Annotated in this window: 21 protein-coding genes and 1 tRNA gene; 1 reads left to right on the plus strand and 21 read right to left on the minus strand. The window is 57.7% G+C overall.

The window, feature by feature from the left end:
- Nucleotides 1–40: 40 nt before the first annotated feature.
- The 14 genes from pnp to rlmE all read right to left on the minus strand — a co-directional run bounded on the left by pnp (nucleotide 41) and on the right by rlmE (nucleotide 15,323).
- A complete protein-coding gene (gene pnp / locus AC0IW7_RS04545; protein ID WP_471816029.1) occupies nucleotides 41–2,143 on the minus strand; it encodes a polyribonucleotide nucleotidyltransferase in 2,103 nt (700 codons plus the stop codon).
- A gap of 225 nt (nucleotides 2,144–2,368) precedes the next feature.
- Complete coding sequence (gene rpsO, locus AC0IW7_RS04550) at nucleotides 2,369–2,638, minus strand: 30S ribosomal protein S15 (RefSeq protein WP_010447232.1); 270 nt, start codon at nucleotides 2,636–2,638, stop codon at nucleotides 2,369–2,371.
- Nucleotides 2,639–2,782: 144 nt separating this feature from the next.
- Nucleotides 2,783–3,700 (minus strand): tRNA pseudouridine(55) synthase TruB, encoded by a 918-nt coding sequence (gene truB, locus AC0IW7_RS04555; RefSeq protein ID WP_463541059.1) that lies wholly within the window; start codon nucleotides 3,698–3,700, stop codon nucleotides 2,783–2,785.
- A gap of 4 nt (nucleotides 3,701–3,704) precedes the next feature.
- The gene (rbfA, locus tag AC0IW7_RS04560) at nucleotides 3,705–4,109 is read right to left on the minus strand and encodes a 30S ribosome-binding factor RbfA (protein WP_122493060.1); all 405 of its coding nucleotides are present in this window, start codon (nucleotides 4,107–4,109) and stop codon (nucleotides 3,705–3,707) included.
- A gap of 108 nt (nucleotides 4,110–4,217) precedes the next feature.
- Nucleotides 4,218–6,722 (minus strand): translation initiation factor IF-2, encoded by a 2,505-nt coding sequence (infB, locus tag AC0IW7_RS04565; RefSeq protein WP_471816031.1) that lies wholly within the window; start codon nucleotides 6,720–6,722, stop codon nucleotides 4,218–4,220.
- 25 nt (nucleotides 6,723–6,747) lie between these two features.
- Entirely contained in the window at nucleotides 6,748–8,229 is a 1,482-nt protein-coding gene (nusA, locus tag AC0IW7_RS04570; protein ID WP_471816033.1) for a transcription termination factor NusA, read from the minus strand.
- Between the two features lie 47 nt (nucleotides 8,230–8,276).
- Entirely contained in the window at nucleotides 8,277–8,735 is a 459-nt protein-coding gene (rimP, locus tag AC0IW7_RS04575) for a ribosome maturation factor RimP (RefSeq protein ID WP_108098208.1), read from the minus strand.
- 324 nt (nucleotides 8,736–9,059) lie between these two features.
- Nucleotides 9,060–9,145 (minus strand) — tRNA-Leu (locus tag AC0IW7_RS04580).
- 11 nt (nucleotides 9,146–9,156) lie between these two features.
- The gene (secG, locus tag AC0IW7_RS04585; protein WP_122493063.1) at nucleotides 9,157–9,540 is read right to left on the minus strand and encodes a preprotein translocase subunit SecG; all 384 of its coding nucleotides are present in this window, start codon (nucleotides 9,538–9,540) and stop codon (nucleotides 9,157–9,159) included.
- A 3-nt stretch (nucleotides 9,541–9,543) separates the two neighbouring features.
- The gene (gene tpiA, locus AC0IW7_RS04590) at nucleotides 9,544–10,299 is read right to left on the minus strand and encodes a triose-phosphate isomerase (RefSeq protein WP_471816034.1); all 756 of its coding nucleotides are present in this window, start codon (nucleotides 10,297–10,299) and stop codon (nucleotides 9,544–9,546) included.
- Between the two features lie 65 nt (nucleotides 10,300–10,364).
- Entirely contained in the window at nucleotides 10,365–11,702 is a 1,338-nt protein-coding gene (gene glmM, locus AC0IW7_RS04595; protein ID WP_122493065.1) for a phosphoglucosamine mutase, read from the minus strand.
- A 16-nt stretch (nucleotides 11,703–11,718) separates the two neighbouring features.
- Nucleotides 11,719–12,570, minus strand: a complete 852-nt coding sequence (gene folP / locus AC0IW7_RS04600; RefSeq protein ID WP_471816036.1) for a dihydropteroate synthase — start codon at nucleotides 12,568–12,570, stop codon at nucleotides 11,719–11,721.
- Between the two features lie 8 nt (nucleotides 12,571–12,578).
- Nucleotides 12,579–14,492, minus strand: a complete 1,914-nt coding sequence (ftsH, locus tag AC0IW7_RS04605; protein ID WP_122493067.1) for an ATP-dependent zinc metalloprotease FtsH — start codon at nucleotides 14,490–14,492, stop codon at nucleotides 12,579–12,581.
- A gap of 201 nt (nucleotides 14,493–14,693) precedes the next feature.
- Nucleotides 14,694–15,323, minus strand: coding sequence for a 23S rRNA (uridine(2552)-2'-O)-methyltransferase RlmE (gene rlmE, locus AC0IW7_RS04610; RefSeq protein WP_122493068.1), 630 nt, complete (start codon nucleotides 15,321–15,323; stop codon nucleotides 14,694–14,696).
- A 103-nt stretch (nucleotides 15,324–15,426) separates the two neighbouring features.
- Between rlmE and yhbY the strand changes: the two genes are divergently transcribed.
- Entirely contained in the window at nucleotides 15,427–15,735 is a 309-nt protein-coding gene (yhbY, locus tag AC0IW7_RS04615; RefSeq protein WP_122493069.1) for a ribosome assembly RNA-binding protein YhbY, read from the plus strand.
- Nucleotides 15,736–15,749: 14 nt separating this feature from the next.
- On the opposite strand, the gene AC0IW7_RS04620 is transcribed toward yhbY, so the two are convergent.
- The 7 genes from AC0IW7_RS04620 to dnaK all read right to left on the minus strand — a co-directional run bounded on the left by AC0IW7_RS04620 (nucleotide 15,750) and on the right by dnaK (nucleotide 25,284).
- Nucleotides 15,750–16,205 (minus strand): DUF4149 domain-containing protein, encoded by a 456-nt coding sequence (locus AC0IW7_RS04620; RefSeq protein ID WP_471816038.1) that lies wholly within the window; start codon nucleotides 16,203–16,205, stop codon nucleotides 15,750–15,752.
- Complete coding sequence (gene greA / locus AC0IW7_RS04625) at nucleotides 16,183–16,659, minus strand: transcription elongation factor GreA (RefSeq protein ID WP_122493071.1); 477 nt, start codon at nucleotides 16,657–16,659, stop codon at nucleotides 16,183–16,185. Before greA ends, AC0IW7_RS04620 begins: the two co-directional genes overlap by 23 nt.
- A complete protein-coding gene (carB, locus tag AC0IW7_RS04630) occupies nucleotides 16,656–19,877 on the minus strand; it encodes a carbamoyl-phosphate synthase large subunit (RefSeq protein WP_122493072.1) in 3,222 nt (1,073 codons plus the stop codon). Before carB ends, greA begins: the two co-directional genes overlap by 4 nt.
- Nucleotides 19,878–19,912: 35 nt before the next feature.
- Nucleotides 19,913–21,049 carry a glutamine-hydrolyzing carbamoyl-phosphate synthase small subunit gene (gene carA, locus AC0IW7_RS04635; protein ID WP_122493073.1) on the minus strand — a complete coding sequence of 379 codons (1,137 nt, stop codon included), beginning with the start codon at nucleotides 21,047–21,049 and terminating at the stop codon, nucleotides 19,913–19,915.
- 196 nt (nucleotides 21,050–21,245) lie between these two features.
- Nucleotides 21,246–22,049, minus strand: coding sequence for a 4-hydroxy-tetrahydrodipicolinate reductase (gene dapB / locus AC0IW7_RS04640; protein WP_471816041.1), 804 nt, complete (start codon nucleotides 22,047–22,049; stop codon nucleotides 21,246–21,248).
- Between the two features lie 61 nt (nucleotides 22,050–22,110).
- Entirely contained in the window at nucleotides 22,111–23,244 is a 1,134-nt protein-coding gene (gene dnaJ / locus AC0IW7_RS04645) for a molecular chaperone DnaJ (protein ID WP_463381670.1), read from the minus strand.
- A gap of 123 nt (nucleotides 23,245–23,367) precedes the next feature.
- On the minus strand, nucleotides 23,368–25,284 hold the full coding sequence (dnaK, locus tag AC0IW7_RS04650) for a molecular chaperone DnaK (protein ID WP_471816043.1): 1,917 nt from the start codon (nucleotides 25,282–25,284) through the stop codon (nucleotides 23,368–23,370).
- Between the last annotated feature and the right edge of the window lie 8 nt (nucleotides 25,285–25,292).

The raw sequence follows: 25,292 nt of genomic DNA on the forward strand, positions 1-25,292 counted from the left end.
CCGGTTAGGGCCCTCTCTTCAAACTGCGAACCCGTTCGGGTTAAACGCCAGAAGCTTTCGCTGCTGCTACGTCTTTGATCGACAGTTTGATACGGCCGCGGTTGTCGACGTCCAGTACCAGCACTTCAACTTCCTGACCTTCTTTCAAGATGTCGGTCACTTTCTCAACGCGCGCGTCGCTCAGCATCGAGATGTGCACCAGACCGTCTTTGCCCGGCAGGATGTTCACAAATGCGCCGAAGTCGACGATGCGCTCAACCTTACCGACGTAGATCTTGCCGATTTCAGCCTCTGCGGTGATACCCAGAACGCGCTGGCGTGCAGCCTCTGCCGCTTCTTTGGTTTCGCCGAAGATTTTGATCGAGCCGTCGTCTTCGATGTCGATCGAGGCTTTGGTTTCTTCGCAGATCGCGCGGATGGTTGCACCACCTTTGCCGATAACGTCGCGAATTTTGTCCTGGTCGATTTTCATCGCGATCATGGTCGGCGCGTTGGCAGACAGCTCGCTGCGCGAAGTCGCGATAACCTGGTTCATCTGGCCGAGGATGTTCAGGCGAGCTTCCAGGGCTTGGCCCAGGGCGATCTCCATGATTTCTTCGGTGATGCCGTTGATCTTGATGTCCATCTGCAGCGCGGTAACACCTTTAGCGGTACCGGCCACTTTGAAGTCCATGTCGCCCAGGTGGTCTTCGTCACCGAGGATGTCGGTGAGGATGGCGAACTTCTCGCCTTCTTTAACCAGACCCATGGCGATACCGGCAACCGGCGCTTTCATCGGCACACCAGCGTCCATCAGGGCCAGGGAAGCACCGCACACGGAAGCCATGGAGCTGGAACCGTTGGATTCGGTGATTTCCGACACAACACGGATGGTGTACGGGAATGCGTCGGCAGCCGGCAGCATGGCCTGAACCGAACGACGCGCCAGACGGCCGTGACCGATTTCGCGACGGCCAGTGGCACCCATACGACCACACTCGCCCACCGAGTACGGAGGGAAGTTGTAGTGCAGCATGAAGGGGTCTTTGCGCTCGCCTTCGAGGGTGTCGAGCAGCTGAGCGTCACGCGCGGTGCCGAGGGTAGCAACGACCAGCGCCTGGGTTTCGCCACGGGTGAACAGGGCCGAACCGTGGGTGCGATCCAGAACGCCAACTTCGATGGCCAGCGGGCGAACGGTGCGGGTGTCGCGACCGTCGATACGTGGCTTGCCGTTCACGATGTTTTCGCGAACGGTGCGGTATTCGATTTCGCCGAACGCGTCTTTCACTTCACCAGCGGTAGGACCGCCTTCAACGGCGAACTTGGCGACAACCTGGTCTTTCAACTCACCCAGACGGCCATAGCGCTCGTGCTTGATGGTGATGGTGTAAGCCTGGGAAATGGCCTCGCCGAATTCGCTGCGGATAGCGTCCAGCAGTGCGGTGTTCTTGGCAGCAGGCGCCCAAGCCCAGGTCGGCTTGCCGCATTCGGCAGCCAGTTCGCCAACGGCTTTGATTACCGATTGGAATTCGTCGTGGGCGAACAGTACGGCGCCCAACATCTGGTCTTCGGTCAGCTCTTTGGCTTCGGATTCAACCATCAGCACGGCGTCTTTGGTACCGGCTACAACCATGTCCAGGCTCGAAGCCTTGAGTTGCTCATAAGTCGGGTTCAGCAGGTAGCCGGTGCTTTCGTGGAAGGCCACGCGCGCGGCGCCAATCGGGCCTTCGAACGGAATGCCGGAAATTGCCAGGGCAGCCGAGGTACCGATCATGGCAGCGATGTCCGGATCGGTTTTCTTGCTGGTGGAAACCACGGTGCAGATCACCTGAACTTCGTTCAGGAAACCTTCAGGAAACAGTGGGCGGATCGGACGGTCGATCAGGCGGGAAGTCAGGGTCTCTTTTTCCGAAGGACGCGCTTCACGCTTGAAGAAGCCGCCAGGGATCTTACCGGCAGCGTAGGTTTTTTCTTGGTAGTGAACGGACAGCGGGAAGAAGCCTTTGCTTGGGTCGGCTTGCTTGGCGCCAACCACGGTCACCAATACGCTGACGTCGTCGTCAACGGTGACCAATACTGCGCCGGAGGCCTGACGGGCAATGCGGCCAGTCTCGAGAGTGACGGTCGATTGACCGAACTGGAATTTCTTGATTACCGGGTTCACGGTGTATTTACCTTCTTTTTGCCTTGGGGAAATCGTTTTCTTGCAGAATTCTTGGGCAACCACGGGATTCGGACCCGCTACCTGTCCAGGGGTAACGCCTACAGCTCAAACAAAACGCAGGGTGCAGATAAAACTTGAGGCTGGAAGCCTGCCGTTAATCACTGGGCTGCGTGAGCATACCCAATCAATAACGACAAACAACCAACCTCTAGCAGCTTCGCTAAATTAGCGACGCAGGCCCAGACGACCGATCAAGGTGCTGTAGCGGGTAACGTCTTTGCCTTTGAGGTAGTCCAGCAGCTTACGACGCTGGTTTACCATGCGGATCAGACCACGACGGGAGTGGTGATCTTTACCGTTGGCTTTGAAGTGACCTTGCAGCTTGTTGATGTTGGCGGTCAGCAGTGCAACTTGCACTTCTGGCGAACCAGTATCACCAACGGCTTGTTGGTAGTCGGTGACGATTTGAGCTTTTTCTTCAACGCTGAGTGCCATGTGGGCTTCCTCTCAATTGAGAAACTGCATTCCAGTGAAGGCAGTTCCAATAGGCCGAGGACAAATCCTCGTATTAAAAAATGAGATGTGACCGTGCCTATTAACAGCCACCCTCGCCCACCCCGGTTTCCCGGAATGGTTCGGTCATTCTGACCGAATCAAACGACGCGGCGCGATGCGCCCGTCTTCACTCACTTCGCCAATCCCGATAAAGCGAGCCGTGTGATCGTATACGCGGACCATGCCACTTTGCGGCGAGTCCGGGGCACGTACCGCCTGCCCATGTAACCAGTAAAACGCGCTGTGCTCGGAGAACTGCACGCGAGCCCAGTGTTCGAGGCCGCTGTCGGAGGGCAGCAAAAAGCGGTCAACCGCTTCGTTACCGCCATCGGCGTGCACCTGTTCCAGCTCGTCCAGCGTGACGGTTTGCGCCAACACGAAAGGACCGGCCTGGGTGCGCCGCAGCTCTGCGACATGAGCGCCACAACCCAACGCCTGACCGATGTCTTCCACCAGGGTCCGGATGTAAGTGCCTTTGCTGCAGGCCACCGACAAACGTGCCTGCTCGCCTTCGCAGCCCAGCATTTCCAGGCGCGCAATAGTAACAGAACGCGCTTCACGCTCCACTACCTCACCCGCACGCGCCAGTTTGTAAAGCGGCTGGCCGTCTCGTTTGAGGGCAGAGTACATCGGCGGTATCTGGCTGATTTGCCCGCGAAAACGTGGCAGCACGGCTTCGATATCGTCACGACCGACGGTCACCTCGCGGCGCTCAATAACCTCGCCCTCGGCGTCGGCCGTGGTGGTGGTGACGCCCATCTGCATGACCGTCTCGTAGCCCTTGTCGGCATCGAGCAGGTACTGGGAAAACTTGGTTGCCTCACCGAAGCACAGCGGCAGTACACCGGTGGCCAACGGGTCGAGGCTGCCGGTGTGCCCGGCTTTCTCGGCATTGAGCAACCAGCGCACCTTTTGCAGCGCCGCGTTGGAGCTGAAGCCCTTCGGCTTGTCGAGCAAGATGATGCCGCTGACGTTCCGGCGAATGCGCTTGACCTGAACCAAGCCCTTACTCCTTCTCGGAAGCTGGGGCGTCGTCGACATCGACATGCTGACCGTCTTCGGCCACGGCACGCTCAATCAGCGCCGACAAATGCGCGCCGCGCATTACGCTTTCGTCATAGTGGAAATGCAACTGCGGCACGCTGCGCAGTTTCATGGCGCGGGCCAGTTGCATACGCAGGAAACCAGCGGCGTCGTTCAACGCTTTGACGTTCTGCGCGATTTCTTCGGCAGTGTCCTGGCCCATGACAGTGATAAAAATCTTGGCATGGCCGACATCACGGCTCACGTCCACCGCGGTCACTGTTACCAGGCCGACGCGCGGGTCTTTAACTTCGCGACGGATCAGTTGCGCCAGTTCGCGCTGCATCTGATCGCCAATGCGTTGTGTACGGCTATATTCTTTGGCCATCTAACTACCTGTTACCTCCCGCCACGGCGCAAAACCCTGACGGTCTGAAAGCGGCAAACGCCCGGCCAGGCGTGAGCCGGACCGGGCGTTGCGTATAACGGCTCGTGCTTAGAGGCTGCGAGCCACTTGGATCTTCTCGAACACTTCGATCTTGTCGCCGACCTTGACGTCGTTGTAGCTCTTGACGCCAATACCGCACTCCATGCCGGCACGAACTTCGGACGCGTCATCTTTGAAACGACGCAGCGATTCCAGCTCGCCTTCGAAGATAACGATGTCTTCACGCAGTACACGGATCGGACGGTTACGGAAGACCGTACCTTCGATAACCATGCAACCGGCGATCGCACCAAACTTCGGCGAACGGAACACGTCACGAACTTCGGCGATACCGAGAATGTTCTCGCGAACATCGCTGCCAAGCATGCCGGTGAGGGCTTTCTTGACGTCTTCGATGATGTCGTAGATGACGTTGTAGTAACGCATGTCCAAGCTTTCCTGCTCGACGATCTTGCGAGCGCCAGCATCGGCACGCACGTTGAAGCCAAACAGAACAGCGTTGGAAGCGAGTGCCAAGTTGGCGTCGGATTCGGTGATACCACCGACACCGCCACCGACTACGCGCACTTGCACTTCGTCGTTACCCAAGCCGTTGAGCGCACCTTGTAGGGCTTCCAACGAACCACGTACATCGGACTTGAGCACGATGTTGAGCGTCTTCTTCTCTTCCTGGCCCATGTTCTCGAAGATGTTTTCCAGCTTGCCAGCGTGGGCACGAGCCAGTTTCACTTCGCGGAACTTGCCTTGACGGAACAGGGCGACTTCACGAGCTTTCTTCTCGTCGGCCACAACGCTCATCTCGTCGCCAGCGTCCGGCGTACCGTCGAGGCCGAGGATTTCGACCGGAATCGAAGGACCTGCTTCCTTTATGGACTTGCCGTTTTCGTCGAGCATGGCGCGAACGCGGCCGTAGTTCGAACCGACCAGCACCATGTCGCCTTGACGCAAAGTACCGTCCTGAACCAGCACGGTGGCAACCGGGCCACGGCCTTTGTCCAGACGGGACTCAACCACCACACCACGGCCCGGAGCCGACGGCGTTGCAGTGAGTTCCAGTACTTCGGCTTGCAGCAAGACGGCTTCAAGCAGCTCGTCTACGCCAGTACCCATCTTCGCCGACACGTTCACGAACGGGTTGTCACCGCCCCACTCTTCCGGCGTCACGCCCTGAGCAGCCAGTTCGCTTTTGATGCGTTCCAGGTCAGCGCCAGGCTTGTCGATTTTGTTCACCGCAACAACCAACGGCACACCAGCGGCTTTCGCATGCTGAACGGCTTCGATGGTTTGTGGCATCACGCCGTCGTCGGCTGCGACTACCAGAATCACGATGTCGGTCGCCTTGGCACCACGAGCACGCATGGCGGTAAACGCGGCGTGACCAGGGGTATCGAGGAAGGTCACCATGCCGCGCTCGGTTTCTACGTGGTAGGCGCCGATGTGCTGGGTGATACCGCCCGCTTCGCCGGCCGCCACTTTGGCGCGACGGATGTAGTCGAGCAGCGACGTTTTACCGTGGTCAACGTGGCCCATTACGGTAACCACCGGAGCACGGGAAATCGCTTCGCCTTCAAACTTCAGGGACTCGGCCAATTGCTCTTCAAGCGCGTTGTCGCTCACCAGCTTGACCTTGTGGCCAAGCTCTTCGGCGATCAACTGAGCGGTTTCCTGATCGAGCACTTGGTTGATGGTCACCGGAGTGCCCATCTTGAACATGAACTTGATCACTTCAGCCGCTTTAACCGACATCTGTTGCGCCAACTCGCCAACAGTGATGGTTTCGCCGATGGATACATCGCGAACGACCGGACCGGTCGGGCTCTGGAAGCCATGGGCGTTGCGTTTTTTCAGCTTGGCTTTGCCGCGACCGCCACGACGGAAGCTGTCGCTTTCTTCGTCGGTGGTACGTGGAGCAACGCGAGGCGCCGGAACCTTTTCCTTCTCTTTAACCGAAGGACGGTGCGCGGTGTTCTTGCGATCGCCGCCACGACGGTCGTCGTCGTTGCGCGGCTTGTCCGGACGACGCTGTTCGTCTTTTTTGCGCTCTTCAACCGGCGCAACAACAGGCGGCAGCTCGATATCGGCAACAACGGGCTGAGAAGCAGGTGCGGCAGGCGCCGCCTCGGCAGCAGGCTCGTTGTTCGAAGCGCTGTTCTTACGCGCTTCTTCTTCGGCCTGACGCTTGGCTTCTTCAGCCGCTTTCAGACGCGCCTCTTCAGCCGCACGCTCTTCTTGCTCGCGCTTCTGCTCGGCTTCGATCTCTTCGGAACTGCGCTTAACGAAGGTTTTCTTCTTGCGCACTTCAACGCTGATGGTTTTGCTTCCTGCTACACGCAGGGTGCTGGTGGTTTTGCGCTGCAAGGTAATCTTGCGCGGCTCTTCCACTTTCTCGCCGTGACTGCTTTTGAGATGCGCCAACAGGGCTTGCTTCTCGCTGTCAGTCACAACTTGATCGGCACCCGTGTGCGGCAAACCCGCTTCGCGCATCTGCAACAGCAGACGTTCTACCGGGGTGGCGACCACTTGGGCCAGTTCTTTGACCGTGACTTGCGTCATGCACTTCTCTCCTCAGGCCGCCAACTTACTCGAACCAATGGGCTCGGGCGGCCATGATCAACTTGCCGGCACGCTCTGCGTCGATACCGTCGATGTCGAGCAGGTCGTCAATCGACTGCTCGGCCAGGTCTTCGCGGTTAATCACGCCGCGTACTGCCAGTTCTTGCGCCAACCCTTTGTCCATACCCTCAAGCGAGAGCAGGTCTTCGGCTGGTTGCGCGTCTGCCAGCTTTTCTTCCGTCGCAATGGCCTTGGTCAACAGGCGATCTTTGGCGCGAGCGCGAAGCTCGGTGACGATTTCCTCGTCGAAGCCATCGATGCTGAGCATCTCTTCCATTGGGACATAGGCGATTTCTTCCAGGCTGGTGAAGCCTTCCTCTACCAACACCTGAGCAATATCTTCGTCGACTTCCAGCTCGTCGATGAAGTTCTGCAGGATGTCGCCAGTTTCAGCTTGCTGCTTGGCCTGAATATCCGCTTCGGTCATTACATTCAGTGTCCAGCCGGTCAACTGACTGGCCAAACGAACGTTCTGACCGCCACGGCCGATTGCTTGCGCCAGATTGTCTTCACCAACGGCGATGTCCATGGCATGGGCATCCTCGTCAACGATGATGGCGGCAACTTCGGCCGGTGACATGGCGTTGATCACGAACTGAGCAGGGTTGTCATCCCACAGCACGATATCGACACGCTCGCCGCCCAACTCACCCGACACCGCTTGAACACGCGAGCCGCGCATACCGATGCAGGCGCCTTGCGGGTCAATACGTTTGTCTTTGGAGCGCACGGCAATTTTGGCTCTCGAACCCGGATCACGGGAGGCGGCCATCACTTCAATAAGCTCTTCAGCGATTTCTGGCACTTCGATGCGGAACAGTTCGATCAGCATTTCCGGCGCGGTGCGCGACAGGACCAGCTGAGGACCACGGTTCTCGGTGCGAATTTCTTTCAACAATGCACGCAGGCGAGCGCCAACGCGGAAGGTTTCGCGGGAGATGATGTCCTCGCGAGCCAGCAGAGCTTCGGCGTTGTTGCCCAGGTCAACGATGACGTTGTCGCGGGTCACTTTCTTCACGGTGCCGGAGATAATTTCGCCCAAACGTTCACGGTAAGCTTCGACCACTTGGGCGCGCTCGGCTTCACGAACTTTCTGCACAATCACTTGCTTGGCGGTTTGCGCCGCAATACGACCGAATTCGATCGACTCGATTTTCTCTTCGATCAGGTCGCCAAGCTGGGCATCCGGTTTAATTTCACGCGCTTCATCAAGCGTCAGCTCGGATGCCAGGTTGAACAGCGATTGATCATCAACCACGGTCCAGCAACGGAACGTTTCGTAGCTACCCGTTACACGGTTGATCTCAACACGAAGTTCAACTTCAACGTCGAAACGTTTTTTCGTTGCAGTGGCCAGCGCCAACTCCAACGCTTCAAAAATCACGCCGGCCGGTACGCCCTTTTCGTTCGATACCGACTCAACAACCAGCAGTACTTCTTTGCTCATCGTACGCCTCGCCTTTCGCAATCCATTGGATCCGCGGGATCCGCGTCTCAGTCAAAACTGGGAACAATATTGGCCTTGTCGATCGAGTCGATCGGCAACAGATATTCATGGTCATCAACCAGCACCACGACGTCCTGTTCCTCTACTCCGCGGAGGAGGCCCTGAAAGTTACGCCGCCCATCGAAAGGCGAACGCAGTTTGATCTTTACTTGCTCACCGGCGTGCGCGGCGAACTGTTCAATCGTGAACAGCGGCCGGTCCATGCCTGGCGAAGACACCTCCAAGGTGTACTCGCTAGCTACCGGGTCTTCGACATCCAGGACACCGCTCAATTGGCGACTGACCTTTTCGCAGTCCTCGACAAGAATGCCGTTGGCATGATCGATATAGACCCGAAGCAGGGAATGCCGCCCCTGGGACAGGAACTCGATACCCCAGCATTGATAGCCAAGGGCCTCGACTACCGGGGCCAGCAAGGCCTGCAACTCTTCTAGCTTGCTCGACACTTGAACCCCTCGTGCATGTCGTACAAATAAAAAATGGGCGAAACGCCCATCCCTTGAAGCCGCTAAACCTTAGGTTCAACGACAAAACAGCTAACCCAACAAAGCAACCGGCTAACAAAAAGCCCCTAAAAAGGGGCTCCGCTACAACCGATTGCAGGGGAAGGAAGGCTGAACTAAACCTTCTTAGCCATGAGCCCATCGGGCTATCAAACGGCCGAACCCCACATTAAAGCTGGGGCCGAAGTATACGACCGAATTAGCGCGAGGGTCAATCCAATCCCCAGCAACAGCAAAGCCCGCATGAAGCGGGCTTTGCTGTTTAATTGGTACCGAGAAGGGGACTCGAACCCCTACAGCCTATGGCCACTACCACCTCAAGGTAGCGTGTCTACCAATTCCACCACCTCGGCAATTAACGCACTTACTTTTGCTCTGGAGCTTGAGGTACGTCGCTAGCGTTAGACGCTGGCTTTTGCTCTTCGAGCACCGGCACATCTTCTGCAACCGGTTTTTGCTGCGGCACTTCCAACACTGCTGGATCTGGCAAACCTGCCTGACCCAACATGTGAGCTTTTTCCTTAGCAAAGAAGCCTAAGCCCAAGCTAGTAATGAAAAAAGCGGCTGCAAGTATAGCAGTAAAACGACTAAGAAAGGTAGAGGAACCTTGGCTACCAAAAACAGTGGCCGAAGCACCCGAACCAAACGAGGCACCGGCATCGGCACCTTTACCCTGCTGCAGCAATACGAGCGCAACTACGCCCAAAGCCGCCAACAGATGCAGAACTACAACGATAGTTTCCAGCATTTCTTAGTTTCCTGCGGCGCGACAGATCGCACCAAACTCATCCGCATTCAGAGAGGCTCCACCAATGAGCCCCCCATCGATATCCGGCATGCCGAACAATTCAATCGCATTGGCCGCCTTAACACTGCCGCCATAAAGAATTCGTACACCGCGAGCCACTTCAGCATCGCTAGCACTCAGTTGCGCACGAATAGCTGCGTGCACGTCCTGCGCCTGCTCTGGCGTTGCGGTTAGACCCGTACCAATGGCCCATACCGGCTCGTACGCAATGACCGCACGAGCAAACACTTCAACACCGAGCGTTTCTACCACGCAGCTCACCTGGCGATTCACCACCTCGATGGTCTGACCTGCTTCGCGCTGCTCCAGGGTTTCCCCTATGCACAACACGGGCGTCAAACCAGAGGCCTGTACCGCAGCGAACTTACGAACAAGCAGATCATCTGTTTCGCCCAACACCTGACGGCGCTCAGAATGACCTACAAGTACAAACTCACATCCTGCATCTGCCAACTGACTTGAGGCGATTTCGCCTGTCAGCGCACCCTGCTCGGGAACAGCAGCGCAATTCTGCGCACCTACGGCGATGGACTTGTATCTCACGCCAGCCAACACGTCGTTGATATAAAGGCTTGGCGGAAAAACCGCTACCTCTACACCACCCGGCAAAGCCAGCGCGTGCAAGCCATTGATCAACTCAGCGACGCTGGCGCGGGTACCGTGCATTTTCCAGTTACCAGCTACCAAAGGGCGACGCATGCTCTACCTCGTCGATCAAAGTGGGCGCAGATGCTACCCAAGACATTAAGGATTAGCAAGCCGAATCAGGCACAGACTTCGGTAACTATTTTAGCTAATTCATCAGCATAGCTACGCACCTGGGCTTCGTCGTCACCCTCGACCATCACACGAACCAAAGGTTCTGTGCCGGACTTACGTAACAACACGCGCCCACGCCCGCCCATACGCTCGGTCACGCGGGCGCAGGCATCGGTAACTGACGGGTGAGAAACCGGGTCGACGCCACCAGCAAACCGCACGTTAACCAACACCTGCGGACATTTACGCAGCCCCTGCCGGGCCTCAGCCAGACTCTTACCCCAACGACGCAACGCCAACAGCACCTGCAACGCGGCAATGATGGCGTCCCCGGTAGTAGTGTGTTGGAAGCACACGATATGTCCGGAGTTTTCACCGCCAATCTGCCAGTTACGCTCGAGCAGTTCGCTGATTACGTAGCGGTCGCCGACATTGGCGCGCACGAAGGGGATGTTCAGGTCGGCCAGCGCCAACTCTAGCCCCAGATTGCTCATCAGCGTCCCAACGACGCCGCCCTGCAGCTTGCCGAGCTCTTGGAGATCTCGAGCAATGATGTACAGCAGCTCATCGCCATCGACCAGAGCCCCAGTGTGATCAACCATCAGCACGCGGTCGGCATCTCCATCGAAGCCGATGCCCAGATCCGCACCATGCTCCACAACGGCCGCCTGCAGCGCGCCCATGTGCGTAGAGCCGCAGTCATCGTTGATATTCAGGCCGTTAGGGGAAGCGGACAGCACCGTGACGTGGGCGCCTAGTTCGCGAAATACGCTAGGCGCAATTTTGTAAGCAGCGCCATGAGCACAGTCCACCACCAGTTTTAAACCGGCGAAATCGGTGCTGGTTGGCACGCTGCTCTTACAGAATTCGATGTACCGGCCCGCTGCGTCATTGATACGCGATACTTTCCCGAGCTTCGCCGACTCCACCACCGTCATCGGCGCGTCGAGCAGCTCTTCAATCATCAGCTCCAACTCGTCCGGCAATTTGGTGCCCTGGCCGGAGAAGAACTTGATGCCGTTGTCGTCGTGCGGGTTGTGCGAGGCGCTGATAACGATGCCCGCTTCAGCGTGGAAGGTGCGAGTCAGGTAGGCGATGGCTGGGGTCGGCATCGGGCCGAGCAACATCACGTCGGCGCCCGCAGCAGACAAACCCGCCTCCAAGGCAGACTCAAACATATAACCGGAAATTCGCGTGTCTTTACCGATAAGCACACGGCAGGCACCCTGCTTGCGAAACGCCATGCCCGCCGCCCAGCCGAGCTTAAGCATGAAATCTGGAGTGATCGGGAATTGACCTACGCGCCCACGGATGCCGTCGGTGCCGAAATATTTTTTGCCCATTTGCTCTCCGATCTCCTTAATCTGCTGCTTGCACAGCAGCAATCATGCGCACCACGTCGACGGTTTCCGCCACGTCATGCACACGCAAAATATGTGCGCCCTTCGCTACTGCCAAAGCGGCCAATGCAAGACTGCCGTGCAGTCGGTCGCCGACTTCTCGACCCAGCGCCCGACCAATCATGCTTTTACGCGAGACGCCGACCAACAACGGTCGCCCGAGCGCGTGCAGCGCATCCAGATGTTTAAATAGCGTGAGATTATGTTCGAACGTCTTGGCAAAGCCAAAACCTGGATCCAGCACGACCCGCTCAGCTCTGATGCCTGCCTCAACACAAGCAGCCATGCGTTCAGCCAGGAATTCGTACACCTCAGCGACGATATCTTTGTATGCGGGATTGTCCTGCATGGTGCCCGGCTCCCCACGCATGTGCATCAGGCATACGGGCAAGTTGGTGGCTGCCGCCGCCTCCAGTGCGCCGTCACGCTGAAGCGAGCGGACGTCATTGATCAGCCCGGCGCCAAGGCGTGCTGACTCGCGAATCACGGCGGGCGTAGAAGTGTCGACCGAAATAATTACATCCAATTCACGTGCAATCGCTTCGACCACCGGGGCCACACGTTCCAACTCTTCAACCGGGGAAACGGCTCGCGCACCCGGACGCGTAGACTCGCCGCCGACATCAATCAGTGTAGCGCCGGCAGCCACCATTTCAGCCGCATGCTGCAAGGCTAGATCGACGCGACTGAAGCGCCCGCCGTCCGAAAAAGAGTCGGGGGTAACATTAAGAATGCCCATCACTTGCGGGCGGCTTAAATCAAGAAACCGGCTACCACAAGGTAGCCGGTTCGGGTGTTGCATCAGAGACATGTCAGGCCTTAATGCTCAGCGGCTGGACCACCGATAGGTTTTTCAGGCACTTCAGCCGGATCTTGTTTGCTGATCGTAGAACCGGAATCGCCATCATCCTGCCAGTCGCGGGGCTCGCGTGGCGTGCGGCCATTCATGATGTCGTCGATCTGATCAGCATCGATAGTTTCGTACTTCATCAACGCGTCGCACATGGCGTTTAACTTGTCGCGGTTTTCTTCAAGCAGACGTTTGGCGGTGCCGTAGCACTCGTCGATGATGCTGCGTACTTCCAGGTCAATCAGTCGGGACGTGTCTGCAGACATGCTGCTCTGCTGACCACCACCACCGCGCCCCAAGAACACCTCACCGTCTTCTTCGGCATACATAAGCGGACCCAGTTTTTCCGAGAGGCCCCACTTGGTCACCATATTCCGGGCAATCTGGCTGGCGCGCATGATGTCATTCGAAGCGCCGGTGGTGACGCCGTCAAAACCCAACGTCATTTCTTCGGCAATACGGCCGCCGTACAGCGAGCAGATCTGGCTGATCAGCGCACGCTTCGACAGGCTGTAGCGATCTTCTTCCGGCAGAAACATGGTGACCCCCAACGCCCGACCACGAGGAATGATCGACACCTTGTAAACCGGATCATGCTCAGGAACCAGGCGACCTACGATGGCGTGGCCTGCTTCATGGAACGCAGTATTGAGCTTCTCTTTCTCCGACATGACCATGGATTTGCGCTCAGCGCCCATCATGATTTTGTCTTTCGCCAGTTCAAACTCTTTCATTTCGACGATCCGCTTGCCGGCACGAGCGGCAAACAGCGAAGCCTCGTTGACCAGATTCGCCAGATCGGCACCGGAGAAACCCGGCGTACCACGAGCAATGACGGCAGGCTTAACGTTGTCGCCCATCGGCACTTTGCGCATGTGCACTTTCAGAATTTGTTCGCGACCGCGAATGTCCGGCAGGCCAACTACAACCTGACGGTCGAAACGACCGGGACGCAGCAACGCTGGGTCGAGCACATCGGGACGGTTGGTAGCAGCAATGACGATGATGCCGTCATTCATTTCGAAACCATCCATTTCAACCAACAACTGGTTCAGAGTCTGCTCGCGCTCGTCGTGACCACCACCCATACCAGCGCCACGATGACGGCCGACAGCATCGATTTCGTCGATGAAGATGATGCAGGGAGCGTGCTTTTTGGCTTGTTCGAACATGTCGCGAACGCGGCTGGCGCCGACGCCTACGAACATCTCAACGAAGTCGGAACCGGAAATGGTGAAGAACGGAACCTTCGCCTCACCTGCAATGGCTTTAGCAAGCAACGTTTTACCGGTGCCGGGTGGGCCTACCATCAATACGCCACGTGGAATACGGCCACCCAGACGCTGGAACTTACCCGGATCACGCAAGAACTCGACGAGCTCACCCACTTCCTCTTTGGCCTCATCGCAACCTGCGACGTCGGCGAGAGTAGTTTTAACCTGATCTTCGGAGAGCAGGCGCGCCTTGCTCTTACCGAAGCTCATCGGGCCGCCCTTGCCGCCAGCGCCACCTTGCATCTGGCGCATGAAGAACATGAAGACCGCGATGATCACCAGGATCGGAAAGCTAGCAACCAGCAACTGAGTCCAGATGCTCTGCTGCTCAGGTTTCTTACCTTCCACCGTGACGTTGTTGTTGATCAGATCACCGATCAGCCCGCGGTCTTCGATCATCGGCCGCACTGTGGTGAACGGCTTGCCGTCAGTGCCAATGCCCGTAATGGTGAAGCCTTCGATGGTGACTTTTTGCACGCCGCCGTCTTTGACCTGCTCGATAAATTGCGAGTAGTTCAGGGTCTGGGGCTCGCTCGGACTGGAGAAATTGTTCATCACCGTCACCAGGACGGCAGCGATGATCAGCCACAAGATCAGGTTCTTTGCCATGTCGTTCAATTAGCTACCCTCTGAAGCAGGCCCCACGCGGGACGAACCTCGCATTACGGCTGGATATTGATCCGCCTAACTTACTACACAACTTCCGAACCTAGGCAGGAAGCGTCTGTAACCCTTTATGAGGCATTGCCGTGAAACGGCAAAACAACGCTCGACTCTTACAACGTTCGACTGAGCCCTGTCTTCAGGGGTTCAATCTTGCGCCCCGCGAAAGCCGCGAGCTAGCAGATATTGCTCACGGGACCGGTCGCGAGAAGACAGCGGCTTACGCATCTGCACCTTCTCGAACATGGTGCGCACTTGCTTGTGGTACGTATCGAAGCCTTCACCCTGGAAGATTTTGATCAGGAAGTCGCCACCCGGACGCAAGACCTGACCTGCCAAATCCAGCGCCAACTCGCACAGGTACATCGCACGCGCTTGATCCGCCATCTTCACCCCACTCATATTGGGGGCCATATCCGAAATCACAAGGTCCACCGGATGATCGCCGACCGCCTCAAGTATCTGCGCGAGGACGGACTCTTCCGTGAAATCGCCTTGAATGAAGGTGACGTCAGGAATGCTGTCCATTTCCAGAATATCGGAAGCTATTAGCCGACCTTTATCCCCGAGCACCCTACTGGTCACCTGCGACCAACCACCAGGAGCAGCGCCAAGGTCAATCACCGTGTTGCCGGGCCGCAAAATGCGATCTTTTTCTTGGATCTCTAAGAGTTTGTAGCTGGCACGGGAACGGTAGCCGTCCTTCTGCGCCATTTTTACGTACGGGTCGTTGAAATGCTCTTTCAACCAACCTTGACTTGTTTTGGAACGTGCCACTGGGCACCTCAACATTAACGGGGCGTGATTAACTGGGCGGTACCGAGGGCGCTCGGTTAAACTAGCCGCCGCTTTTTACAAGATCAGACGCAGGGGTCAGATTATGCCGCTCACTCAGGAGCAGAAGAAACAGTACAAATCTATCGGTCACCATCTAAAACCGGTATTGATTGTTGCTGACAATGGTTTGACCGAAGGTGTGCTTGCCGAACTGGAGCGCGCTCTGACTGATCACGAACTGATCAAGATTCAACTAAGAATCACCGAACGCGAAAGTCGCTTGGCTGCTATTGAAGAACTGTGCAAAACCGCGAAGAGCGATTTGGTGCAGGTCATCGGCAAGATGGCGCTTATCTACCGCAAGAATCCGAAAGTGAACAAACAGCTGTCGAACGTCACCCGCTTTAGCTGATTGCCCATCACCCGTCAGTGGCGCGCTTTGCGTGCCCTGGCCGCCTCGCCGTCCGGCGCCGGCTGTAGAACCAACAGCGCACCGCATAACGCCAAAACCAAAAACGAGAACAACTGCAACCGCAGGGCGTCCGGCTGCCAGCGATGCAGAGCGCCATACACCAGCGCCACGAGCAAACTCGCGACCATAAGCTGACCGCGAACATCGCGCCACAACGATGAAATGCGCTCGGCCTGCAGCAAAACAAGCATCTGCAGCACCAGCCCACCCGCTGCCAGTAACACCAGCAGCGGACTCAGCGTGTTGGCGATTTCCTCGACGAGCATCGGTGCAAGACCGATCCGCTCCAGCGCAGGCAATACGACGAAGTGAAGCAACCACAGGCCGCCGACCCAGAAAGTCTGAGCCAGCCGCCAGGTGACTACCCCAACATCGAGTGGACGGGCTTTAGATATGACGAACCTCGACAATCTCGTACTCAATCAACCCGCTCGGCGTGCGCACTGGAACCACATCGCCTTCTTCCTTGGCGATTAATGCGCGAGCGATTGGTGAGCCTACGGAAATTTTCCCGAGCTTGATGTCCGCTTCGTCTTCACCAACTATTTGGTAGGTCACGCGCTCGTCAGTTTCAACGTTCGCAATTTCCACCGTGGTGCCAAAAATCACCTTGCCGGTTGGCGCGATGGCGGTCACATCGATGATCTGAGCGTTCTGCAGCCGACCTTCGATATCGCGAATGCGCGCCTCAACCATACCTTGCTGTTCACGCGCGGCATGGTATTCAGCGTTTTCTTTCAGGTCACCCAATTCGCGGGCCGTGCCGATGTCCTGGCTGAGCTTCGGACGCACGACCTTGGTCAAGTGGGCGTGTTCTTCTTCCAGGGCGCGAGCGCCCTGAACGGTCATTGGGTACTTGATCATGCTTTCAATCCTGCATGCAGATCCTGCAAGCGGCGAACGGTCTTCTCGGGACCGAACTTCAGCGCTTCGCAGATAGCCTCGCCCGCTGCAATCGTGGTGGTGCAGTAAATCTTGTGCTGCAGCGCGTTGCGGCGAATGGAGTAAGAGTCAGCGATCGACTGGCGACCTTCAGTGGTGTTGATGATCAGCGTGACTTCGTCATTTTTGATCATGTCGACCACGTGCGGACGGCCTTCGGTCACCTTGTTCACACGGCGCACTTTCAGGCCCGCCGCCTCAATCAACTTGGCAGTGCCGGCAGTGGCTACGATTTCAAAGCCCAAGCTAATCAGGTCGCGAGCGACGCCTGCAACCAGCGGTTTGTCATCGTCACGCACGCTAATAAAGGCGGTGCCGCCCGTTGGCAAGATTTCGCTGGCGCCCATCTGAGCTTTAGCGAACGCCTCGCCGAACGTGTCGCCCACGCCCATCACTTCACCGGTCGACTTCATTTCTGGGCCGAGGATCGGGTCTACGCCTGGGAACTTGGCGAACGGGAACACGGCTTCTTTCACGCTGTAGAAGTTCGGAATGATCTCTTCGGTCAGACCGACTTCTTTCAGGGTTTTGCCGGCCATGACGCGAGCCGCGATCATCGCCAGGGAAACGCCGATGCACTTGGACACGAACGGCACGGTACGCGAAGCACGCGGGTTCACTTCAATAACGAAGATATCCTCGCCCTGCACGGCCATCTGCACGTTCATCAAACCCACCACACCGAGCTCCAAGGCCATCTTTTTGACCTGTTCGCGGATCTCGTTCTGGATGTGCGCTGGCAGCGAATACGGCGGCAGCGAGCAAGCCGAGTCACCGGAGTGAACGCCGGCCTGCTCAATGTGCTGCATGATGGCGCCGATAACTACTGTCTCGCCGTCGCACACCGCGTCGATGTCGACCTCGATGGCGCAGTTAAGGAAGTGATCAAGCAGCACAGGGCTATCATTCGAGACCTGCACGGCCTCACGCAGATAGCGCTTGAGCTCTTCTTCTTCGTAGACGATTTCCATCGCCCGACCGCCCAGCACGTAGGACGGACGCACCACCAGCGGGTAACCAATCTTGTTGGCCGCGCGGATGGCTTCCTCTTCGCTGCGCACAGTGGCGTTCGGCGGCTGGCGCAAGTTCAGGCGCTCAACCATCTGCTGGAAGCGCTCGCGGTCTTCGGCGCGGTCGATGGCATCCGGCGAAGTGCCGATGATGGGCACACCAGCTTCTTCCAGGGCACGCGCCAGTTTCAGCGGGGTTTGGCCGCCGTACTGCACGATCACGCCTTTAGGCTGCTCAACGCGGACGATTTCAAGCACGTCTTCCAAGGTCACCGATTCAAAATACAGGCGGTCCGAGGTGTCGTAGTCGGTCGAAACGGTTTCCGGGTTGCAGTTGACCATGATGGTTTCGTAACCATCGTCGCGCATCGCCAAAGCGGCGTGTACGCAGCAGTAGTCAAACTCGATGCCCTGACCGATACGGTTCGGACCACCGCCCAGAATCATGATCTTGTCGCGGGTCGACGGATTCGCTTCGCACTCTTCCTCGTAGGTCGAATACATGTAAGCGGTGTCGGTGGAGAACTCGGCCGCACAGGTATCCACGCGCTTGTAGACCGGCAGCACCTTCAACTTGTGACGGTGGCTGCGCAGGTTTTTCTCGGTCACACCCAGCAGCTTGGCCAAACGGGCGTCGGAGAAGCCCTTGCGCTTGAGTTTGTACATCACATCGCGATCGATGGACGACAAGCCCATGGTCTTGATGCGCTCTTCGTCTTTGATCAGGTCCTCGATCTGCACCAGGAACCAGTGGTCGATCTTAGTCAGGGCGAAGATATCGTCGCAGCTCATACCAGCACGGAAGGCGTCGGCCACGTACCAGATGCGCTCGGCGCCCGGCACGGTCAACTCACGCTTGAGAATGCCCTTGGCTTCCGGATTGCTCAGGTCGAGCTTCGGATCAAAGCCGTTCACGCCTACTTCAAGACCGCGCAGCGCTTTCTGTACGGACTCCTGGAAGGTGCGACCGATGGCCATCACCTCACCGACCGATTTCATTTGCGTAGTCAGGCGGGCGTCGGCTTTGGGGAATTTCTCAAAGGCGAAACGAGGAATCTTGGTAACGACGTAGTCGATAGCCGGCTCGAACGAGGCCGGGGTTTTACCGCCGGTGATGTCGTTCTGCAGCTCATCGAGGGTGTAACCCACGGCCAGCTTGGCGGCGACCTTGGCGATCGGGAAGCCGGTGGCTTTCGAGGCCAGCGCGGAGGAGCGAGAAACCCGTGGGTTCATCTCGATCACGACCATACGACCGGTGTCCGGGCAGATACCGAACTGGACGTTCGAGCCGCCAGTTTCAACGCCGATTTCACGCAGCACCGCCAGCGAGGCGTTGCGCAGAATCTGGTATTCCTTGTCGGTCAGCGTTTGCGCCGGGGCCACGGTGATGGAGTCGCCGGTGTGCACGCCCATCGGGTCGAAGTTCTCGATCGAGCAGACGATGATGCAGTTGTCCTTTTTGTCGCGGACCACTTCCATCTCGTACTCTTTCCAGCCGATCAACGATTCGTCGATCAGCAGCTCTTTGGTCGGCGACAGGTCCAGACCACGGGCGCAGATTTCTTCGAATTCTTCACGGTTGTAGGCGATACCGCCGCCAGTGCCGCCCATGGTGAAAGACGGACGGATGATGCACGGGAAGCCCAGCTTCTCGAGCACCGCGTTGGCCTCTTCCATGTTGTGGGCAATACCGGAGCGCGGGCAGGCCAGGCCGATATCTTTCATGGCCTTGTCAAAACGCGAGCGGTCTTCGGCTTTGTCGATGGTGTCGGCATTGGCACCGATCATTTCCACGCCGAACTTTTCCAGAACGCCGTGACGCTCCAGGTCCAGGGCGCAGTTCAGTGCGGTCTGGCCACCCATGGTGGGCAGCAGTGCGTCAGGACGCTCTTTCTCGATGATCTTGGCAACGGTTTGCCACTTGATCGGCTCGATGTAGGTGGCGTCGGCCATGGCCGGGTCGGTCATGATGGTGGCCGGATTGGAGTTCACCAGAATGACCCGGTAACCCTCTTCGCGCAGGGCTTTACAGGCCTGGGCGCCGGAGTAATCGAACTCGCACGCCTGGCCGATAACGATGGGGCCGGCGCCGAGGATCAGGATGCTTTTAAGGTCTGTACGTTTTGGCATTTTCTACTCTCGAATCCTTTGGTCAGTCGGCAGGCTTAACGGCGCGCGGCCATGGCTTCGATGAATCGGTCAAACAAAGGAGCGACGTCCAATGGGCCCGGGCTCGCCTCGGGGTGACCCTGGAAGCTGAAGGCAACCTTGTCGGTGCGCTCAATGCCTTGCAGGGTTCCGTCGAACAGCGACTTGTGCGTAGCGCGCAGGTTGGACGGCAGCGTTGCCTCATCCACGGCGAAACCGTGGTTCTGGCTGGTGATCATCACTACGCCAGTATCGAGGTCTTGCACCGGGTGGTTCGCACCGTGGTGGCCATGACCCATTTTCACGGTCTTAGCGCCAGAGGCGAGGGCCAGCAGTTGATGACCGAGGCAGATGCCGAACACAGGGATCTCGGTTTCCAGCACTTCTTTAATCGCTTGAATCGCGTAGTCGCACGGCTCCGGATCGCCTGGGCCGTTAGACAGGAAGACGCCGTCCGGCTGAAGCGCCAGCACTTCGCTGGCTGGCGTTTGCGCCGGCACCACGGTGACGCGGCAGCCGCGCTCAACCAACATACGCAGGATGTTCAACTTCACGCCGTAGTCGAAGGCCACCACATGGTGCGGCAGCTCGCTGGCGTCGATATCCGGGTGGCTGTCGGTCTTGAGATTCCAGACACTGGAGCGCCATTCGTAGCGCTCGGTGGAACTGACCACCTTGGCCAGATCCATTCCTTTCAGGCCTGGGAAGCCGCGTGCCGCTGCCAAGGCTTGCTCGTCGGAGATGTTGTCGCCAGCCAGGATGCAGCCGTTCTGGGCGCCTTTCTCACGCAGGATGCGGGTCAGGCGGCGCGTATCGATACCAGCGATAGCCACAACGTTGTTGGCTTTCAGGTAGTCCGACAGCGACATGGTGTTACGCCAGTTGCTAGCTACTAGTGGCAGATCGCGAATAACCAGACCCGCCGACCAAACGCGGTTCGATTCGGCATCTTCCGGCGTAGTGCCTGTGTTGCCGATGTGCGGGTAAGTAAGGGTAACGATTTGCTGGGCATAGGAAGGATCGGTGAGGATTTCCTGGTAGCCGGTCATAGCAGTATTGAACACCACCTCTCCGACGGTTTGACCGTCGATTCCAATGGCTTCGCCGCGAAAAATGCTGCCATCAGCAAGGGCGAGTATGGCTGGCTTAGTCAAGAAGACCTCCGGTAAATCAAGCCTGACGGGGCGTACGCAGGTTGTAAAAAAGCGGGATGACGCTTAGACACGTCACCCCGCTTTTTTGAGAATCACTTTTTCAAGTTAACTGCGCGCTTTTAGTGGACACACTAAAGCTGTAGCTTACAGAAAAAGGCATTTTTGGTCTACCCACGATGACAACCGTTTAGTCGTCTCAGTGCAGATCAAGCACATCCTGCATATCGTAAAGCCCCGCCGACTTCCCATTCAGCCACAGCGCAGAGCGCACCGCGCCACGCGCGAACGTCATGCGACTTGATGCTTTGTGCGTGATCTCAACGCGCTCGCCGTCGGCCGCAAACAGCACCGTGTGATCGCCAACGATGTCGCCAGCGCGCACGGTAGCGAAGCCGATAGTTTCGCGATCTCGGGCTCCGGTCTGACCTTCACGACCGTATACCGCCACTTTCTGCAGATCACGCCCAAGCGCCTGCGCGACCACTTCGCCCATGCGCACAGCTGTGCCAGAGGGCGCGTCGACTTTATGCCGGTGGTGCGCTTCGAGGATTTCAATATCCACGTCGTCGCCCAACACGCGCGCTGCAGTATCGAGCAACTTCAAGCACAAATTGACGCCGACGCTGAAGTTGGCGGCGAAGACGATCGAGATGTCCTTGCCCGCGTCAGCCAGCCGCTGTTTTTCCTCAACGCTGAAACCGGTAGTGCCGATCACCATGGATTTGCCAGCCTTGCGGCAGACCTCCAGGTTCTTCAGGGTCACCGTGGGATGGGTGAAGTCGATAAGCACATCGAACTGCTCAACCACCTCGGCGAGGTCGCCCACCAGACTTACGCCCAGCTTGCCCATGCCAGCCAACTCGCCGACATCAGCACCGATCAGGCTGCTGTCCGGACGATCAATCGCGGCGGCCAACTTGGCGCCATCGGCCTGCTGAATCGCCTCGATCAGGGTTTTGCCCATGCGCCCGGCGGCGCCCACTACGGCTATACGTTGCATTCATCCAGCTCCCAGCTAATAACTTGCAGCCGGCGAAGCACTCAGACCTCGCCAGCTCCGTTTACACGTCGCCGAAGAAACGCTTCACGCCTTCAAACCAACCGCTCGCCTTGGGCGAATGGCTGTCGTCGGTGGCAAGCGATTTGCGGAATTCCTCCAGCAACTCGCGCTGACGCTTGTCCAGATTGACCGGCGTTTCCACCGCAACCCGGCACATCAAGTCCCCAGCACCACCACCGCGAACCGGTGCAACGCCCTTGCCGCGCAGACGGAACAGTTTGCCGGTTTGCGTACCTTCCGGAATCTTCAACTTCACGCGACCATCAAGGGTCGGCACTTCCAGTTCGCCACCTAGCGCCGCGTCGGCAAAGCTGATTGGCACGTCGCAGTACAGGTGCTTGCCGTCACGCTGGAAAATCGCGTGCTCGCGCACATTCACCACGACATACAGGTCGCCAGCCGGCCCGCCCATAGCGCCCGCCTCACCTTCGCCAGACAGGCGAATGCGGTCGCCAGTGTCCACGCCCGGCGGCACTTTAACCGACAAGGTTTTGTGTTCTTCAACACGACCATGACCATGGCAGGTGCCGCACGGGTCAGCGATCATCTTGCCGTTACCATGGCAACGCGGGCAGGTTTGCTGCACCGAGAAGAAGCCCTGCTGCATGCGCACCTGACCAATACCGCCACAGGTCGTACAGGTAACCGGACTGGTGCCCTTCTTGGCACCCGAACCATCGCAGGTTTTGCAGTTGACCAGCGTCGGCACGCGAATGGTGACGGTAGTGCCGCGTACGGCTTCTTCCAGATCGAGCTCCAGCGTGTAGCGCAAATCGCTACCCCGCTGCGCACCGCCGCGCGAACCGCCACGAGCGCCGCCGAAGAAGTCGCTAAATACATCGCCGAAAATATCGGAGAAGTTCGCCCCGCCAAAGCCGGCGCCACCAGCACCTGCGCCACCCATGCTCGGGTCGACGCCGGCGTGACCATACTGATCAAACGCCGCGCGCTTATTAGCGTCGGACAGCACTTCATAGGCCTCATTGGCCTCTTTAAAGCGCTCCTCAGCCTCTTTATCGCCGGGGTTGCGGTCCGGGTGGTGCTTCATCGCTAGGCGACGGTAAGCCTTTTTCAGCTCGGCTTCGCTCGCGCCACGCTCAACACCCAACACTTCGTAAAAGTCACGCTTAGCCATAATTCTTCAACACTCTTAAATCGGCTTCTCCAGACACGCCAACGCGGGAGCAAGCTCCCGCGTGGCGGATAACGCCCGGCCAACTGACTAGTTGGCCGGGCTGGAGAGCAAGCAAATGGACGCTTACTTGTTTTCCTTGACCTCTTCAAACTCGGCGTCGACTACATCGTCAGCGCCGCCTTTGGCTTCTTCCTGGCCAGGTGCCGCTTCACCAGCCTGAGGCTGCTCGGCGTACATTTTCTGAGCCAGCGGAGCGGTCGCTTCGGAGAGCGCAGACACTTTGGCGTCGATGGTTTCCTTGCTGTCGCCTTTGATTGCGACTTCAAGTTCACCCAGCGCTTTCTCAATCGCAGCCTTCTCATCCGCAGTGGCTTTGTCGCCCGCTTCGGTGATCATCTTACGGGTGGCGTGAACCAAAGCGTCGCCTTGGTTACGAGCGGCAGCCAGCTCTTCGAACTTGCGGTCTTCCTCGGCATTGGCTTCGGCATCACGCACCATTTGTTCGATCTCTTCCTCGGACAGACCAGAGTTGGCCTTGATCACGATGGACTGCTGCTTGCCAGTAGCCTTGTCTTTCGCCGACACGTGCAAGATACCGTTGGCGTCGATGTCGAAGGTCACTTCAATTTGCGGCACGCCGCGTGGCGCTGGCGGAATCTCAGCCAAGTCGAACTTGCCCAGCGACTTGTTCTGCGCAGCTTGCTTACGCTCACCCTGCAGCACGTGAATGGTCACCGCGCCCTGATTGTCGTCAGCGGTCGAGAACACCTGAGATTTCTTGGTAGGAATCGTGGTGTTTTTCTCGATCAGCGCAGTCATCACACCGCCCATGGTTTCGATACCCAGGGTCAGCGGGCTAACGTCCAGCAGCAACACGTCTTTCACGTCGCCAGCCAACACGGCGCCTTGAATCGCAGCACCCATGGCCACGGCTTCGTCAGGGTTTACGTCTTTACGCGCTTCTTTACCGAAGAAATCGGTAACCAGCTTCTGCACCAGTGGCATACGGGTTTGACCACCGACGAGAATCACGTCGTGGATCGCGCCAACATCGATACCGGCGTCTTTCAACGCGATACGGCAAGGCTCGATGGTGCGCTGCACCAGGTCTTCAACCAGCGATTCCAGCTTGGCGCGCGAAATTTTCACGTTCAAGTGCTTAGGACCGCTAGCGTCTGCAGTGATGTACGGCAGGTTGACGTCGGTCTGCTGAGCGGACGACAGCTCAATTTTGGCTTTTTCAGCGGCTTCTTTCAGACGCTGCATGGCCAGCGGATCACCTTTGAGGTTGATGCCGCTTTCTTTCTTGAATTCGTCAACGAGGTAGTCGATCAGACGAATATCGAAGTCTTCACCACCCAGGAAGGTGTCGCCGTTAGTGGCCAACACTTCGAACTGGTGCTCACCATCGACTTCGGCAATTTCAATGACCGAGATATCGAAGGTACCGCCACCCAGGTCATAAACGATCACGGTGTGATCGCCCTTCGCTTTGTCCATACCGTAAGCCAGAGCGGCTGCGGTTGGCTCGTTGATGATGCGTTTAACTTCCAAGCCAGCGATGCGGCCGGCGTCTTTGGTGGCTTGGCGCTGGCTGTCGTTGAAGTAGGCCGGAACGGTGATTACCGCTTCGGTCACTGGCTCGCCGAGGTAGTCTTCGGCGGTTTTCTTCATTTTCTTCAGCACTTCGGCAGAAATTTGTGGCGGTGCCATTTTCTGGCCCTTCACTTCCACCCAGGCGTCGCCGTTGTCAGCTTTGACAATCTTGTACGGCACCATCTGGATGTCTTTCTGTACAACGTTTTCTTCAAAACGACGACCGATCAGACGCTTTACCGCATACAAGGTGTTGTGCGGGTTGGTAACTGCCTGACGCTTGGCCGACTGACCAACCAGGATTTCGCCGTCGTTGGTGTAAGCAATGATCGAAGGAGTGGTACGCGCGCCTTCGGCGTTCTCCAGCACCTTGACACTGCCGTTTTCGAGGATCGAGACGCAGGAGTTGGTGGTCCCCAGGTCGATACCGATAATTCTGCCCATGTTTGCTC

It is taken from the genome of Pseudomonas sp. AC229 (genome assembly GCF_979254655.1).